Raw genomic sequence first — 14,448 nt, forward strand, 5'->3', positions numbered from 1 at the left:
GCGGAGCCCGACGATCATGCCTTTGAGCTTGGCTGACCGGCGGGACGGCTGCCTGTCGGTGCGCCGGCCGGAGACCGGCCCCCGGCGCCGGTATCAGGCCGCCGCCCGGGGCCCTTTCGGCTCCGCGGCCGTGAGCGCGCTCTTGGTGACATCGGCGACCAGCTCGACGACATCGGGCCCGTACGCCTGCGAGTTGACCACCTTCAGCAGCAGACAGAACTGGCCGTCGACGCCGTGCTTACGGGCCAGCCGGGCCCGGTTGCGCACCAGATGACGGACCGCGGCCCGGTGGGTGACCGGTCGCTGGCCGGCCGCGAGGAACACCGGGCGGCCGCCCTCCCCGGCGGTCAGCCGGGCCAGCAGGACGTATTCGACCGCGCCGGGCTCCATCCGGTACGCCGAGCCGCCGATCGTGAAGGTGCCGCGGCCCGCGCCGGACTCGTCCCCCGGATGCACCGCGACCCCCGGTAGCAGATTGGCCAGATGGGCCGCCAGCCGGCGGTGCGCGGTCGGGTCGCCGACACAGAACTCGGTACGCGCACCGAAGCCCTGGAGGCCGGTGTCGTGCGGGGCGACCTCGGGGTGCGCACCGCAGTTCTCGATCACCGCGGCCAGCCCCAGCAGCGCCAGCGCGTCATGACGGGGGATGCTCCAGTGGGCCGAGGTGCTGTCCCGGTGGGTGACCAGCACGCACTCCGAACCGGCCGGCAGCCCGAAGAAGCCCTGTTCGCGGGTCAGCCGCCGGCGGACCGTCGCCGAGTGCACGGCCCAGCCGGCCACCAGCCCCACGATCAGGGCCACGGCCGCCACGGTCGGGAGCAGCAGGGTGTCGTCCATGGCCGGGGAGCGTAGCGGCTCACCGGGTGTGTGTTCGAGGGCGGGGCGGGGCGCCGGGTCGGCTTGTCCCGGTCCGTGCGGGCATACCTGATCCGTACGGAAAAAGGCAGCTGGTCCCTGCCGTCCGCGGGGCGGTCGCAGGCGAAATGCCCTCTGTCGGCGCGCTGTTGCGCCGAGTAGGCTCCGGCCCCTGCCGCCCCCGTCCGCCCTTGGAGGAAACCCCGGTATGACCACAGCCCGACGTCTCACCGTCCTGGGAGCGGCCGCCGCGCTGGCCGGCTCCCTGGTGACGGTCCCGGCCGCCGCCGGCTCCGCCGCGCCCGCGCGGCCGGCCCCCGCGGCCCAGGACAGCGCCCCCACCGCCACACCGGAGAAGACCCCGGTCGCCGTCGGCCACGGCGGGGCCGTCTCCAGCGTCGACCCGGATGCCTCGGCCGCCGGTATCGCGGTGCTCGAGAAGGGCGGCAACGCCGTGGACGCGGCGGTCGCCACCGCCGCCGCCCTCGGCGTCACCGAGCCCTACTCCGCGGGCATCGGTGGCGGCGGCTACTTCGTCTCGTACGACGCCAAGTCCAAGACCCTGCGCACCCTCGACGGCCGGGAGACCGCCCCGCGCTCCGCCGGCAAGGACCTCTTCCTGGAGAACGGCACCCCGATCCCGTTCGCCGACGCGGTCACCAGCGGGCTGAGCGTCGGCACCCCGGGCACCCCCGCCACCTGGGACACCGCCCTGCGCAAGTGGGGCAGCCGGTCCCTGGGCCAGGTGCTGCAGCCCGCCCGGAAGCTGGCCCGGGACGGCTTCACGGTCGACCCGACCTTCCGTCAGCAGACCGCGGACAACGAGGCACGCTTCCGGGACTTCCCGGCGAGCGCCGGGCTCTTCCTGCCCGGCGGCAAGCTGCCGGTCGTCGGCTCGACGATGAAGAACCCCGATCTGGCCCGTACGTACGGGGAGTTGGCGGAGAAGGGCGTCCGGGCGCTCTACGACGGCGCAGTGGGCCGGGACATCGTCCGCACCGTCCAGAAGCCACCGGTGCGCACCGGATCGACCCGTAAGGTACGGCCCGGCGAGCTGACCGCGGGCGATCTGCGCGCCTACCGGGCCCTCGGCCAGGCGCCGACCCACACCCGCTACCGCGGCCTCGACGTCTACGGCATCGGGCCGTCCTCCTCCGGCGGCACCAGCGTCGCCGAGGCGCTCAACATCCTGGAGAAGAGCGACGTCTCCCGGCTGAGCCGGCGGCAGTACCTCCACCGCTACCTGGAGGCCAGCCGGATCGCCTTCGCCGACCGTGGCCGCTGGGTCGGCGACCCGGCGCAGGAGGACGTACCGGTCAAGGGCCTCACCTCGCAGCGGTTCGCCGATGCCCGCGCCTGCCTCATCCACGACGGCAAGGCGCTGACCAGCCCGCTCGCCCCCGGTGACCCGCGCCATCCGAAGCGCTGCGCCAGTGGCGGCAAGGCCGCGCCGACGACGTACGAGGGGGAGAACACCACCCATCTGACGGTCGCCGACAAGTGGGGCAATGTCGTCGCCTACACCCTGACCATCGAGCAGACCGGCGGCAGCGGCATCGTCGTCCCGCACCGTGGCTTCCTGCTCAACAACGAGCTGACCGACTTCTCCTTCGCGCCCGCGGACCCCGCCGTCCACGACCCGAATCTGCCCGGGCCCGGCAAGCGGCCGCGCTCGTCGATCTCGCCGACGATCGTGCTGCGGCACGGCCGGCCGGTGGTGGCGCTCGGCTCGCCCGGCGGCGCGACCATCATCACCACCGTGCTCCAGACCCTGGTCAACCACCTCGACCGCGGGATGCCGCTGGTCGACGCCATCGCCGCGCCGCGTGCCAGTCAGCGCAACGCGGCGGCGACCGAACTCGAACCCGGCCTGTGGAACAGCCCGGTCCGGGGGCAACTCGAAGCGATCGGACATGCCTTCAAGCAGAACCCGGAGATCGGCGCGGCCACCGGCGTCCAGCGGCTGCCGGACGGCCGCTGGCTGGCGGCGGCCGAGAAGGTACGGCGCGGCGGCGGCTCGGCGATGGTCGTCCACCGGTCGTAACGGCCGTCCACCGGCCCGCATGCCGCCGGTTCGTGCGCCGCGCGTGACACCGCCGGAACGCGACGGGCCGCTGTGTGCCGTCCGTGTGTCGTCGATGTGGCGCACCGCGCGGCGTCATTGATGGCCCTTGCCGGGACGATTAGCCTCCTGGGACCGTTCGTTCGAATGAGCGGTTCCAGGGAGGGCACGCAGCGTGAGCGTTGACGAGAGCCAGGACAGCGGGACCGGGTCGGCCCCGGCCGGGCACATCGGTGCCACGGCGGGGGAGTTGGAGGGCCTCGCCGAGCAGGCACGGGCGCTCGCCGAGGGACGGGTGACCTCGACCGCGCTGGTCCGGCGGTCGCTGGAGCGCATCGAGGCCACCCAGAGCAGCGTCAACGCCTTCCGGCGGGTACGGGCCGAGGCGGCCATGGCGGAGGCGGCGGAGGCCGACCGCAGGCTGGCGGCCGGGGAGCGGCTGCCGCTGCTCGGAGTGCCGGTCGCGGTCAAGGACGACACCGATGTGGCGGGTGAGCCCACCGCGTTCGGCTGTGCCGGCGAGTTCCTGCCCAAGGAGCGCGATGCCGAGGTCGTCCGGCGGCTGCGCGCGGCCGGCGCGGTCATCGTCGGCAAGACCAACGCCTGCGAACTGGGCCAGTGGCCGTTCACCGAGGGCCCGGCCTTCGGCAACACCTGCAACCCCTGGAACCTCGCGCACACCCCGGGCGGCTCCTCCGGCGGCTCGGCCGCCGCGGTCGCGGCCGGGCTGGTCCCCGCCGCCCTCGGCACCGACGGCGCCGGTTCGGTCCGGATCCCCGCCGCCTGGTCCCATCTCGTCGGCATCAAACCCCAGCGCGGCCGGATCTCCACCTGGCCCGACCCGGAGGCCTTCCAGGGGATCACCGGCATCGGCCCGCTGGCCCGTACGGTCGAGGACGCGGCGCTGCTGCTGGACGTGGCCAGCGGCAACCACGACGGCGATCTGCACCGGCCGCCCGCCATCGCGGCGCGCGAGGCCGCCGGCCGCGACCCGGGCCGGCTGCGCATCGCCCTGTCGTGGAAGGCCGCCTTCACCTTCACCCCCAAGCCGCTGCACCCCGATGTCCGGGCCGCGGTGACCGGTGTGGCCCGCACCCTCGCCCGCCTGGGGCACTTCGTCGAGGAGGCGGAGCCGGACTACGGGCTGGTCGGGCTGGCCTTCGTCCCGCGTGCCACGGCCGGGGTGGGGGAGTGGGCGGACCGGGTCCCCGACCGCTCCCTCCTGGACCGCCGCACGCGGGAAGCGGCACGGATGGGCCGGCTGCTCGGCGGCCCCTTACTGCGCCGGGCGCGCGCCGTCGAGAAGCGTCAACAGCGCCGGATCGGCGCGCTGTTCGGCCCCTATGACGTGCTGCTGACACCGACCACCGCCACCCCGCCGCCGCGCATCGGCACCCTCGCCAAGCTCAGCGGCTGGCGTACGGATCAGGCCATGATCGCCGCCTGCCCGTACGCCTGGCCGTGGAATGTCCTCGGCTGGCCGGGCGTGAGCGTCCCCGCCGGGTTCAGCAGCGACGGCCTGCCGCTGGGCGCCCAGCTGCTCGGCCCGGCCCATGGCGAACCGCGGCTGATTTCGCTGGCCGCCCAGCTCCAGGACGATCTGCGCTGGCACGAGCGGCGGCCGGCCGCACATCCGGCGTCGCTCGGCGGCGTGCGTCTGTGAGGCGTACGCCGCCGGGCCTCGGCCGAGCCGCTCAGCCGAGCCGCCGGGCCTCAGCCGAGGAGCGCGAGGATCGCCTCGGTCGTATCGGTCTCGCCCAGCCGCGGGAAGATCTTCTCCAGGCTGTTGCGGTGCGCCCCGGCGTCCAGGTCGGTCATCGCGTCGGTGGCGAGGGTGACGTGGTAGCCGTGCTCGTGCGCGGCACGGGCGGTGGACTCCACCCCGATGCTGGTGGCGATACCGCCGAGGACGACCTGGGTCACGCCACGGCGGCGCAGCTCCAGATCCAGGTTCGTGCCGTGGAAGGCGCCCCACTGCTGCTTGGTGACGCCGATCTTCCTCCGGTCATTCCGGCATCAGCCGCCGCATCAGCTCGGTGGCCGTCGCCAGGGTCTGCTGCTCCTGCGTGGTCAGCCGGTCGGCGATGGCCACCGCCAGCCAGTTCTGTTTGGCCTGCCGTACGGCGCCGAGCATCCGGCGGCCCTCCTCGGTGAGGGAGAAGACGACCTGGCGCCCGTCCGTCGGATGCGGGCTGCGGGCGAGCACACCGCGCTCCTCCAGCGCGCCGACGGTCAGCCGCATGGACTGCGGCCGGACCAGCTCGGCGCGGGCCAGCGCCGCGATGGTGGCCGGCCCGTCGGTGTCGATCCGGGAGATCACCGCCCGCTGGGTCGGGGTGAGCTCGCCCTGGGGCGAGGCGGCACGCAGATGACGCATGAGCTGCGACACCGCGGCGCCCAGATCTGTCGCCAGGCGTTCCTGGTCGTTTTCCGGCATACGTCCAGCGTAGGATTCCGACAGGCAAACTTGCAAGTTTGCCTGTCATGTCTGCCGCATATGACTGGACGCGCCACGGGAGAGATGGTCTTGCCACCGTGTGTGACGGGGGCCTACGGTCACCTCCACACGCGTAGATCCCGCGCGGGCTGCAGGCTGACGCATCGACAAAGGAGCAGCTCATGGCCGATGTTGTGCGTGCCGCACTGGTCCAGGCGACCTGGACCGGCGACACCGAATCGATGATCGCGAAGCATGAGGAGTACGCCCGGGCGGCGGCCGCGCAGGGCGCGAAAGTGATCGGCTTCCAAGAGGTCTTCAACGCCCCGTACTTCTGCCAGGTCCAGGAGCCCGAGCACTACCGCTGGGCCGAGCCGGTGCCCGACGGCCCGACCGTCCGGCGGATGCAGGACCTGGCCCGCGAGACCGGCATGGTCATCGTCGTCCCCGTCTTCGAGGTCGAACAGTCCGGCTTCTACTACAACACCGCGGCCGTCATCGACGCCGACGGCACGGTGCTGGGCACCTACCGCAAGCACCACATCCCGCAGGTCAAGGGCTTCTGGGAGAAGTACTACTTCAAGCCGGGGAACATCGGTTGGCCGGTCTTCGACACCGCCGTCGGCAAGGTCGGCGTCTACATCTGCTACGACCGCCACTTCCCCGAGGGCTGGCGGCAGCTGGGCCTCAACGGCGCCCAGCTCGTCTACAACCCCTCCGCCACCTCCCGCGGCCTGTCCGCCTACCTCTGGCAGCTGGAGCAGCCCGCGGCCGCCGTCGCCAACGAGTACTTCATCGCGGCGATCAACCGGGTCGGCGTCGAGGAGTACGGCGACAACGACTTCTACGGCACCAGCTACTTCGTCGACCCCCGAGGCCAGTTCGTCGGCGACGTCGCCAGCGACTCCAAGGAGGAACTGGTCATCCGCGACCTCGACTTCGCCCTGATCGACGAGGTCCGGCAGCAGTGGGCGTTCTACCGCGACCGCCGCCCCGACGCGTACGACGGGCTGGTGCAGCCATGACCCAGACCCCCCAGGACACGGCCGCCCTGCACGCCCGCCACCAGGCCGTCCTGCCCTCCTGGCTCAGCCTCTACTACGAGCGGCCCCTCGAACTCACCCACGGCGAGGGCCGCCACGTCTGGGACGCCGAGGGCAACCGCTACCTCGACTTCTTCGGCGGCATCCTCACCACCATGACGGCGCATGCGCTGCCCGAGGTGACCAAGGCCGTCAGCGAGCAGGCCGGCCGCATCATCCACACCTCCACGCTCTACCTCTCCCGCCCCATGGTCGAGCTGGCGGAGCGGATCGTGGCGCTCTCCGGCATCCCCGACGCCCGGGTCTTCTTCACCACCTCCGGTACGGAGGCCAATGACGCGGCCCTGCTGCTGGCCACCACGCACCGCCGCTCCAACCAGATCCTGGCGATGCGCAACAGCTACCACGGCCGCTCGTTCTCCACCGTCGGCATCACCGGCAACCAGAGCTGGTCGCCGACCAGCCTCTCGCCGCTTCAGACGCTCTATGTGCACGGCGGGGTACGCAGCCGCGGCCCGTACGCGGAGCTGAGCGATGCCGAGTACACCGCCGCCTGCGTCGCCGACCTGGAGGACATGCTCCAGCAGACCGCGGGCGGTGTCGCCGCGCTGATCGCCGAACCGGTCCAGGGCGTCGGCGGGTTCACCATGCCGCCCGACGGCCTCTACGCCGCGTTCCGCGAGGTGCTCGCGCGGCACGGCATCCTCTGGATCAGCGATGAGGTGCAGACCGGCTGGGGCCGCACCGGCGACCACTTCTGGGGCTGGCAGGCGCACGCCGGCCAGGGCCCGCCCGACATGCTCACCTTCGCCAAGGGCATCGGCAACGGCATGTCCATCGGCGGCGTGGTGGCCCGCGCCGAGGTGATGAACTCGCTCTCCGCGAACTCCATCTCCACCTTCGGCGGCAGCCCGGTCACCATGGCCGCGGGCCTGGCCAACCTCAACTACCTCCTCGAACACGACCTCCAGGGCAACGCCCGGCGGGTCGGCGGTCTGCTCATCGAGCGGCTGCGGGCGGTCGCGGCCGGCCTGGAATTCGTCCGGGAAGTGCGCGGCCGCGGCCTGATGATCGGTATCGAACTGGTCCGCCCCGGCACCGACGAGCGCTCGCCCGAGGCCGCTTCGCTGGTCGTGGAGGCCGCCAGGGAACGCGGTCTGCTGGTCGGCAAGGGCGGCCAGGGCGGCGCCTCGCTGCGGATCGCCCCGCCGATGACGCTGACCGTCGCCGAGGCCGAGGAGGGCGCGGATCTGCTCGCGGACGCGCTGCGGGCGGCGCACAGCATGGCGGCCGCTTCCTAGCGGACACCACCGCGGCCGGCGGGGGCTTCACGAGGCGCGAGGCCCCCGCTCACCCGCGGCGGGCCCCGGCACGGCTCACTCCGTCCCGGCGGACGCGCGCACCGTCTCGGCCAGCAGGGTGAAGAAACAGGTGTGCGCGCGCCGGCTGCACGGGGCCTCCGGGTTCCACGGCAGCAGCCGGGCCCGCGCCTCGATCGCGCGCCAGTGCTCGTCGGCCCGGAGCTCCTGGGGCCGGGCGGCATTGACCCGTACGTCCATGAGCACGATGTCCGGGCCCATCGCCGCGGCCTCCGCCCAGCCGACCGTGGACCAGTTCACCCCGGCGCCCGCGGCCGGTTCCAGCAGCCCGACGCCGTGTTCGGTCAGCGCCCGCAGATCGGGCCAGGAGCTGGGCCGGGCCAGATGCACCCGCTCCGGGCCCGCGGGCGACAGCGCCAGCACCCGCGGCCGCACGGGGCCGCCGGTCGCCTGCCGCAGGGCATCCTCCGCGGCGTCCAACTCGCGGGCGGCGGCCGGGGATTCGCCCCGGCCGAGCGAACCGGCGAGCGCAGCGAAGCGTTCGCGCACCTCGGCCAGGCTCCGGCCGGGGCCCACCGCGACCGTGGCGAGAGGGACATGTGTCTCCAGCTCCAGCGCGGTCTTCTGCTCCAGCCCGTAGACCTGCTCGCCGTCATAGGTCACGGCCACGACGAGGTCCGGTTCCGCCTCCAGCAGGGTGTCCGGGTGCAGCGCACCGCCCGAACCCAGGTAGGGGATCTCCGCGAGCGGCAGCTCACCGGCCTTGGCGGGGTCGGGGGCGGCGCCGTCGTGCTGGGACCCGAAGAGGCCCACGGGACGTATACCGTGGTCCCACAGCGTCGCCCCCGCCTGTATGTACGCCACGATCCGCAACGGCCGGTCCCCGGCCACCGCAAGGCGCCCCCGGTCGTCGGAGAACTCCCACGGTGTGCTGTGCTCCATGACCCCTCGCCCCTCTGCGTCGTCCGTCAGGATGCTGTGGCCTTCGCCCGGATGGCCCGCCGGCGTCGGCGGATATCTGCCCATCGCGTCACTCCCGCACCCCTCCGCCGCGTACCGGGCCCAAGGCGTCCGGGCGCCGCGTTGAACCGTCCAGCTGATCGTCGGGGCAACACGAACGTCTCCGCTGATTAACGGTCACGGTATTGCCACCGTGGGTGACATGCTTCTACGGTCTCCTTCTCGACCGTGATCTACGGGTGTAGACCGGTTGTGGCGTGGCGTCAGCGGAGCAGACCTGCCGAGGGGATGGTGCGCGTCGAGCTCCGCCTTCCCGTGCCGCCGTTGTCGCTGGTGTGGAAGGAGCAAGGATGGTGAGCCGTACGGTCGTCCGGGGCGGACTGGTCATCACAGCCGCCGATGAGATCCACGCCGATGTCCTGGTGGAGGGCGGCCGGATCGCCGCCCTCGCCGCGCACGGCAGCGCCACCGCGGACAGCTGGGGGGAGTCGGCGGACCGCATCCTCGACGCCACCGGCAGGTATGTCATCCCGGGAGGCGTCGACGCACACACCCACCTGGACTTCCCGTTCGGCGGAACGTTCTCCTCCGACAACTTCGAGACCGGGACCCGCGCCGCCGCCTGGGGCGGCACCACCACCATCGTCGACTTCGCCGTCCAGTCCCGCGGCAAGTCGCTCCGCGCCGGCCTGGACACCTGGCACGCCAAGTCCGACGCCCAGTGCGCCATCGACTATGCGTTCCACATGATCCTCTCGGATGTGAACGAGCACACCCTCAAGGAGATGGACCTCCTGGTGGCGGAGGGTGTCACCTCCTTCAAGCTGTTCACCGCCTACCCCGGCGTCTTCTACAGCGACGACGGACAGATCCTGCGCGCCATGCAGCAGTCCGCCGACAACGGCGGTCTGATCATGATGCACGCCGAGAACGGCATCGCCATCGACGTCCTCGTCGAACAGGCGCTGGCCGCGGGCCGCACCGACCCGCGCTACCACGGCGAGGTCCGCCACGTCCTCCTGGAGGCCGAGGCCACCCACCGCACCATCCAGCTGGCGCGGGTGGCCGGCGCACCGCTCTATATCGTCCATGTCTCCGCCGAGGAAGCCCTGGCCGAGATCGCCCAGGCCCGGGACAAGGGGCTGAACGTCTTCGGTGAGACCTGCCCGCAGTACCTGTTCCTGTCCACCGACAACCTCGCCGAGCCGGACTTCGCGGGCGCCAAATACGTGTGCTCCACCCCGTTGCGGCCCCGGGAGCATCAGGCGGCGCTGTGGCGCGGGCTGCGCACCAACGACCTCCAGGTGGTCTCCACCGACCACTGCCCCTTCTGCTTCCAGGGGCAGAAGGAGCTCGGCCGCGGCGACTTCTCCAAGATCCCCAACGGGATGCCCGGTGTGGAGAACCGGATGGACCTCCTCCACCAGGCCGTCGTGGAGGGCCGGATCAGCCGTCGGCGCTGGATCGAGATCGCCTGCGCGGCCCCGGCCCGGATGTTCGGCCTCTACCCGAAGAAGGGCACCATCGCTCCCGGCGCCGATGCCGACCTCGTCCTCTACGACCCCACCGCGGAACAGACCGTCTCCGCCGAGACCCACCACATGAACGTCGACTACTCGGCGTACGAGGGCAAACGGCTCACCGGCCAGGTCGAGACGGTCCTCTCACGGGGTGAACTCGTCATCGACCGCCGGGAGTTCACCGGACGTGCGGGACACGGTCAGTACATCCCGCGTGGCACATGCCAGTACCTCACTTAAGGAGCGCCGCTGTGGACTTCGGAGTTGTCCTGCAGGCCGACCCGCCCTCCGCCGCCGTCGTGTCCCTGATGCGCCGGGCCGAGCGCAACGGCTTCCGCTACGGCTGGACCTTCGACTCGACCGTGCTGTGGCAGGAACCGTTCGTCCTCTACAGCCGCATCCTGGAACACACCGAGCGGCTGATCGTCGGGCCGATGGTCACCAACCCCTCCACCCGCGCCCCCGAAGTCACCGCCTCCACCTTCGCCACCCTCAACGAGATGTACGGCAACCGCACCGTCTGCGGCATCGGCCGCGGCGACTCCGCGATGCGGGTGGCCGGGCGGCCGCCGAACACCCTGGCCCGGCTGGGCGAGGCGATCGGTGTCATCCGCGATCTCGCCGAGGGGCGGGAGGCGTATGTCGGCGACCACCGGATCAAGATCCCCTGGATCAAGGACGGCAAGCTGCCGGTCTGGATGGCCGCCTACGGGCCCAAGGCCCTTGCCATGGCCGGCGAGCTGGCCGACGGCTTCATCCTCCAGCTCGCCGACCCGTTCCTCACCGAGTGGATGATCAAGGCCGTACGGAAGGCCGCCGTGGACGCCGGACGCGATCCGGACGAGATCACCATCTGTGTCGCCGCACCCGCCTACGTGGGCGACGACATCGAGCACGCCCGCGACCAGTGCCGCTGGTTCGGCGGCATGGTCGGCAACCACGTCGCCGACCTCGTCGCACGCTACGGCGAGCACTCCGGCATGGTGCCGGACGAGCTGACCGACTACATCAAGGCCCGGGAGAGCTACGACTACGCCCACCACGGCCGGTCGGGCAACCCGGACGCGGGTTTTGTGTCGGACACCGTCGTCGAGCGCTTCTGCCTGCTCGGCCCGGTCGCCGCGCACCTCGACAAGCTGCAACAGCTCAAGGCGCTGGGCGTGGACCAGTTCGCCCTCTACGCCATGCACGACGCCAAGGAATCCACCCTCGACGCCTACGGAGCAGAGATCCTTCCCGCGTTCGCCGACTGAACGGGCGCTCGGACGGGGCGGTGCACACCGCCTCCGGCTTGCGGCCCGAGACGGCCCCAGCGGTCGTGGCGGCCGGCCGGCGTGCCGGGCGCCACGACCGATGCCCCGCTGCGCCGCCCCGGCCACCGGGCGGCCCGCACCCGGACGAAAGGCCCCGCACATGTCCGCGCCCTCCTCCGTGCCGCCGGAACTCCCCATAGCGCCCGCGGGCCAGATCACCGCCCCGGACGGCCGCGTCGAACCGGCGCCGGGCGCCATCGCGGCGCTCGGCCGGTACGTCAACGACGACCTGCGCCCGGTACCGCTCGCCGAACGCCGCTGGACCACCTACAACTTCACCGCCCTGTGGATCGGAATGGCCCACAACATCCCCTCCTGGACGCTCGCCTCCGGCCTGGTCGCGCTCGGCATGGACTGGAAGCAGGCGGTCCTGACCATCGCGCTGGCGAACCTCATCGTCCTCGTCCCGATGCTGCTCACCGGGCATGCGGGCCCCAAGTACGGCATCCCCTTCCCGGTCCTGGCACGGGCGTCCTTCGGGCTGCGCGGCGCCAATCTGCCCGCGCTGGTGCGGGCCGCCGTGGCCTGCTGCTGGTTCGGCATCCAGACCTGGATCGGCGGCCAGGGCATCTACATCCTGCTGGGCAAGATCTTCGGCGGTGACTGGGCCGGGGCGGCGTCCATCGGCGGCTACCCCTGGACCCTCTGGCTCTGCTTCCTGGTCTTCTGGGTCGTCGAACTCGCCATCATCCACCGGGGCATGGAGACCCTGCGCCGCTTCGAGAACTGGGCCGCGCCCTTCGTCCTCGTCGGCGCGCTGGTGCTGCTCGGGTGGATGGCGGCCAAGGCGGGCGGGTTTGGTCCGCTGCTGGGCCAGCCGAGCGCACTGGGCTGGGGCGAACACTTCTGGCCGGTCTTCTTCCCGTCCCTGATGGGGATGATCGGTTTCTGGGCGACCCTGTCCCTGAACATCCCCGACTTCACCCGCTTCGGCGCCGGGCAGCGGGCCCAGGTCTGGGGGCAGTCCCTGGGGCTGCCGACGACGATGACGGCGTTCGCCCTGCTCTCGGTACTGGTCACCTCCGGATCACAGGCGGTGTACGGGGCGCCGGTCTGGGACCCGGTCGCGCTTGCCGGGAAGTCCGACAGCGTCTTCGGCCTGCTCTTCGCCCTGGTCACGGTCCTGGTCGCGACGATCTCCGTGAACATCGCCGCCAATGTCGTCTCGCCCGCCTACGACCTGGCCCATCTGGCCCCGAAGTTCATCAACTTCCGCACGGGCGCGCTGATCACGGGCGTGATCGGCGTGATCATCCTGCCGTGGAAGCTCACCGCCACCCCCGAGCTCTACATCTTCACCTGGCTCGGGGTGGTCGGCGGGCTGCTCGGTACGGTCGCCGGCATCCTCATCGCCGACTACTGGATCATCCGCCGTACCGTCCTCGACCTCGCCGACCTCTACCGTCCCGGCGGCCGCTACTGGTACGCGGCCGGCTGGAACTGGCGGGCCGTCCTCGTCTTCGTCGTCGGCGGCCTGCTGGCGGTGGGCGGCTCGTACTCACAACCCGGCAAGGGCCCGTTCCCCGCCGACGGCCTGATCCCGTTCTTCAAACCGCTGGCCGACTACGGCTGGGCGGTGGGCCTGGGCACCGCGCTGACGCTCTACACGCTGCTGATGGCCACGGCACGCGGGCCGGCCGCCCGGTCGCACTGAACCGTGCCCGCCGCGGCTCCCGGGCCGCGCCGGGTCCGCCTCCGCGGCCACGCGCCCGCCCGCCGTAGCGGAAGAACTGGTCAGGGGACGCGTGTGGTCCACTCGGCGTGGGCGAATTTGGTCCGCACGAGGTCCTGGGCGCGGGCCAGTTCCTCGGCGGTGACCTCGCCGCGGGTGAGGCCGTAGCGGGAGCGGAAGGAGTCGATCATCCTCTCGATGACGGCCTCGCGCGGCAGTCCGGTCTGGCGGCGCAGCGGGTCGACGCGCTTCTTGGCGCTCCCGGTGCCCTTGTCGGAGAGCTTCTCCTTGCCGATGCGCAGCACATCGAGCATCTTGTCGGCGTCGATGTCGTAGGACATGGTCACGTGGTGCAGGACCGCACCGGGCCCGCCGTCCGGTCCGACCATGCGCTTCTGCGCGGCGCCGGCGACCTTTCCGACCTCGGTGGCGATGTCGTTGAGCGGCTGGTACCACGCCTTGATGCCCATGTCGCCGAGAGCGGCGAGGACCCAGTCGTCGAGATAGGCGTAGCTGTCGGCGAAGGACAGGCCCGAGACGAGCGCCTCGGGGACGGCGAGCGAGTAGGTGATGGTGCTCCGGGGTTCGGCGAACATGGCGCCGCCACCGGAGATCCGGCGCACCACGGTGACGCCGTGGCGGGCGACCCCCTCGGGATCGACCTCGTTGCGCAGTGACTGGAAGCTGCCGATGATGACGGCGGGGGAGTCCCACTCCCAGACCCGGAGCGTCGGCGGGCGCCGGCCCGCGGCGACCTCGGCGGTGATGACCTCGTCGAGGGCCATGTGGAGGGCGGGCGGCTGGGGACTTTCGTGGATGAGCTGCCAGTCGTAGTCGCCCCACTCGGTGGCCTGCGCGAGGGCCCGGCGTACGGCGACGGCGACCCCTGCCGACGTGATCCCGAACATCACCGTGCCGTCGGGAAGAGCCCTTTCGATGCGGGCGGCGAGGCCGGCCGCGTCGGTGTGGGCCGGGGCGCCTTCCAGGGCCGCGTCGATCGCCGGGAGGGCCTCGTCGGGTTCGAGGAAGAAGTCCCCGGCCACGCGCACGTTCCGCAGTACGCCGCCCTCGACGTCCAGGTCGACCACGACGAGCTTGCCGTCGGGGACTTTGTACTCGCCGTGCACCGCGCTGCCTCCACGTCATCGGCCGCACCGGCCGTTCCAAGCGTCCTGTTTCGCCCCACATTAACCGGGCCGTGCGGAACGCCGGCCGCGAGGTTCGAGCCGAGGCCGGCGGGACGGTGCACCGGTGAGGTGCCCCCGCG

At 72.0% G+C, this 14,448-nt stretch carries 11 protein-coding genes and 1 pseudogene; 7 read left to right on the forward strand and 5 right to left on the reverse strand.

Features of this window, described 5'->3' with window-relative positions; all coding sequences use genetic code 11:
• Positions 1-93: 93 nt before the first annotated feature.
• Positions 94-837 (reverse strand): hypothetical protein, encoded by a 744-nt coding sequence (locus K7C20_RS29885; RefSeq protein ID WP_030079352.1) that lies wholly within the window; start codon positions 835-837, stop codon positions 94-96.
• A 226-nt stretch (positions 838-1,063) separates the two neighbouring features.
• On the opposite strand from K7C20_RS29885, the gene ggt reads away from it, so the two are divergent.
• A complete protein-coding gene (ggt, locus tag K7C20_RS29890) occupies positions 1,064-2,899 on the forward strand; it encodes a gamma-glutamyltransferase (protein ID WP_053208939.1) in 1,836 nt (611 codons plus the stop codon).
• A gap of 193 nt (positions 2,900-3,092) precedes the next feature.
• Positions 3,093-4,580, forward strand: a complete 1,488-nt coding sequence (locus K7C20_RS29895; RefSeq protein ID WP_053208938.1) for an amidase — start codon at positions 3,093-3,095, stop codon at positions 4,578-4,580.
• A gap of 50 nt (positions 4,581-4,630) precedes the next feature.
• On the opposite strand, the pseudogene K7C20_RS29900 reads toward K7C20_RS29895, so the two are convergent.
• Positions 4,631-4,912 (reverse strand): annotated as a pseudogene (locus K7C20_RS29900) (isochorismatase family protein); the annotation flags it as partial.
• Positions 4,913-4,922: 10 nt separating this feature from the next.
• Positions 4,923-5,354, reverse strand: coding sequence for a MarR family winged helix-turn-helix transcriptional regulator (locus K7C20_RS29905; RefSeq protein ID WP_030079364.1), 432 nt, complete (start codon positions 5,352-5,354; stop codon positions 4,923-4,925).
• Positions 5,355-5,536: 182 nt separating this feature from the next.
• Between K7C20_RS29905 and K7C20_RS29910 the strand changes: the two genes are divergently transcribed.
• A complete protein-coding gene (locus K7C20_RS29910) occupies positions 5,537-6,379 on the forward strand; it encodes a nitrilase-related carbon-nitrogen hydrolase (RefSeq protein ID WP_030079366.1) in 843 nt (280 codons plus the stop codon).
• Positions 6,376-7,698 (forward strand): aspartate aminotransferase family protein, encoded by a 1,323-nt coding sequence (locus K7C20_RS29915; RefSeq protein ID WP_030079368.1) that lies wholly within the window; start codon positions 6,376-6,378, stop codon positions 7,696-7,698. Before K7C20_RS29910 ends, K7C20_RS29915 begins: the two co-directional genes overlap by 4 nt.
• Positions 7,699-7,773: 75 nt before the next feature.
• Here K7C20_RS29915 and K7C20_RS29920 read toward each other — a convergent pair whose 3' ends face one another.
• Positions 7,774-8,658, reverse strand: a complete 885-nt coding sequence (locus K7C20_RS29920) for an ABC transporter substrate-binding protein (protein WP_030079370.1) — start codon at positions 8,656-8,658, stop codon at positions 7,774-7,776.
• A gap of 368 nt (positions 8,659-9,026) precedes the next feature.
• On the opposite strand from K7C20_RS29920, the gene hydA reads away from it, so the two are divergent.
• The 3 genes from hydA (at position 9,027) to K7C20_RS29935 (ending at position 13,163) form a co-directional block, all read left to right on the forward strand.
• A complete protein-coding gene (gene hydA, locus K7C20_RS29925) occupies positions 9,027-10,436 on the forward strand; it encodes a dihydropyrimidinase (protein ID WP_030079372.1) in 1,410 nt (469 codons plus the stop codon).
• 11 nt (positions 10,437-10,447) lie between these two features.
• Positions 10,448-11,449, forward strand: coding sequence for a TIGR03842 family LLM class F420-dependent oxidoreductase (locus tag K7C20_RS29930; protein WP_030079373.1), 1,002 nt, complete (start codon positions 10,448-10,450; stop codon positions 11,447-11,449).
• Between the two features lie 160 nt (positions 11,450-11,609).
• A complete protein-coding gene (locus K7C20_RS29935; protein ID WP_053208937.1) occupies positions 11,610-13,163 on the forward strand; it encodes an NCS1 family nucleobase:cation symporter-1 in 1,554 nt (517 codons plus the stop codon).
• A gap of 80 nt (positions 13,164-13,243) precedes the next feature.
• Here the strand turns inward: K7C20_RS29935 and K7C20_RS29940 are convergent, their stop codons facing one another.
• Complete coding sequence (locus K7C20_RS29940; protein WP_030079374.1) at positions 13,244-14,308, reverse strand: lipoate--protein ligase family protein; 1,065 nt, start codon at positions 14,306-14,308, stop codon at positions 13,244-13,246.
• Positions 14,309-14,448: the final 140 nt, after the last annotated feature.

This window comes from Streptomyces decoyicus, from assembly GCF_019880305.1.
GTDB classification, from domain to species: Bacteria; Actinomycetota; Actinomycetes; order Streptomycetales; family Streptomycetaceae; genus Streptomyces; species Streptomyces decoyicus.

Excerpts from the sequence above, each read along its gene's own strand:
- K7C20_RS29885 (WP_030079352.1), bottom strand. The coding sequence starts at position 837 with ATGGACGACACCCTGCTGCTCCCGACCGTGGCGGCCGTGGCCCTGATC.
- ggt (WP_053208939.1), top strand. The coding sequence starts at position 1,064 with ATGACCACAGCCCGACGTCTCACCGTCCTGGGAGCGGCCGCCGCGCTG.
- K7C20_RS29905 (WP_030079364.1), bottom strand. The coding sequence starts at position 5,354 with ATGCCGGAAAACGACCAGGAACGCCTGGCGACAGATCTGGGCGCCGCG.
- K7C20_RS29910 (WP_030079366.1), top strand. The coding sequence starts at position 5,537 with ATGGCCGATGTTGTGCGTGCCGCACTGGTCCAGGCGACCTGGACCGGC.
- K7C20_RS29915 (WP_030079368.1), top strand. The coding sequence starts at position 6,376 with ATGACCCAGACCCCCCAGGACACGGCCGCCCTGCACGCCCGCCACCAG.
- K7C20_RS29920 (WP_030079370.1), bottom strand. The coding sequence starts at position 8,658 with ATGGAGCACAGCACACCGTGGGAGTTCTCCGACGACCGGGGGCGCCTT.
- hydA (WP_030079372.1), top strand. The coding sequence starts at position 9,027 with ATGGTGAGCCGTACGGTCGTCCGGGGCGGACTGGTCATCACAGCCGCC.
- K7C20_RS29935 (WP_053208937.1), top strand. The coding sequence starts at position 11,610 with ATGTCCGCGCCCTCCTCCGTGCCGCCGGAACTCCCCATAGCGCCCGCG.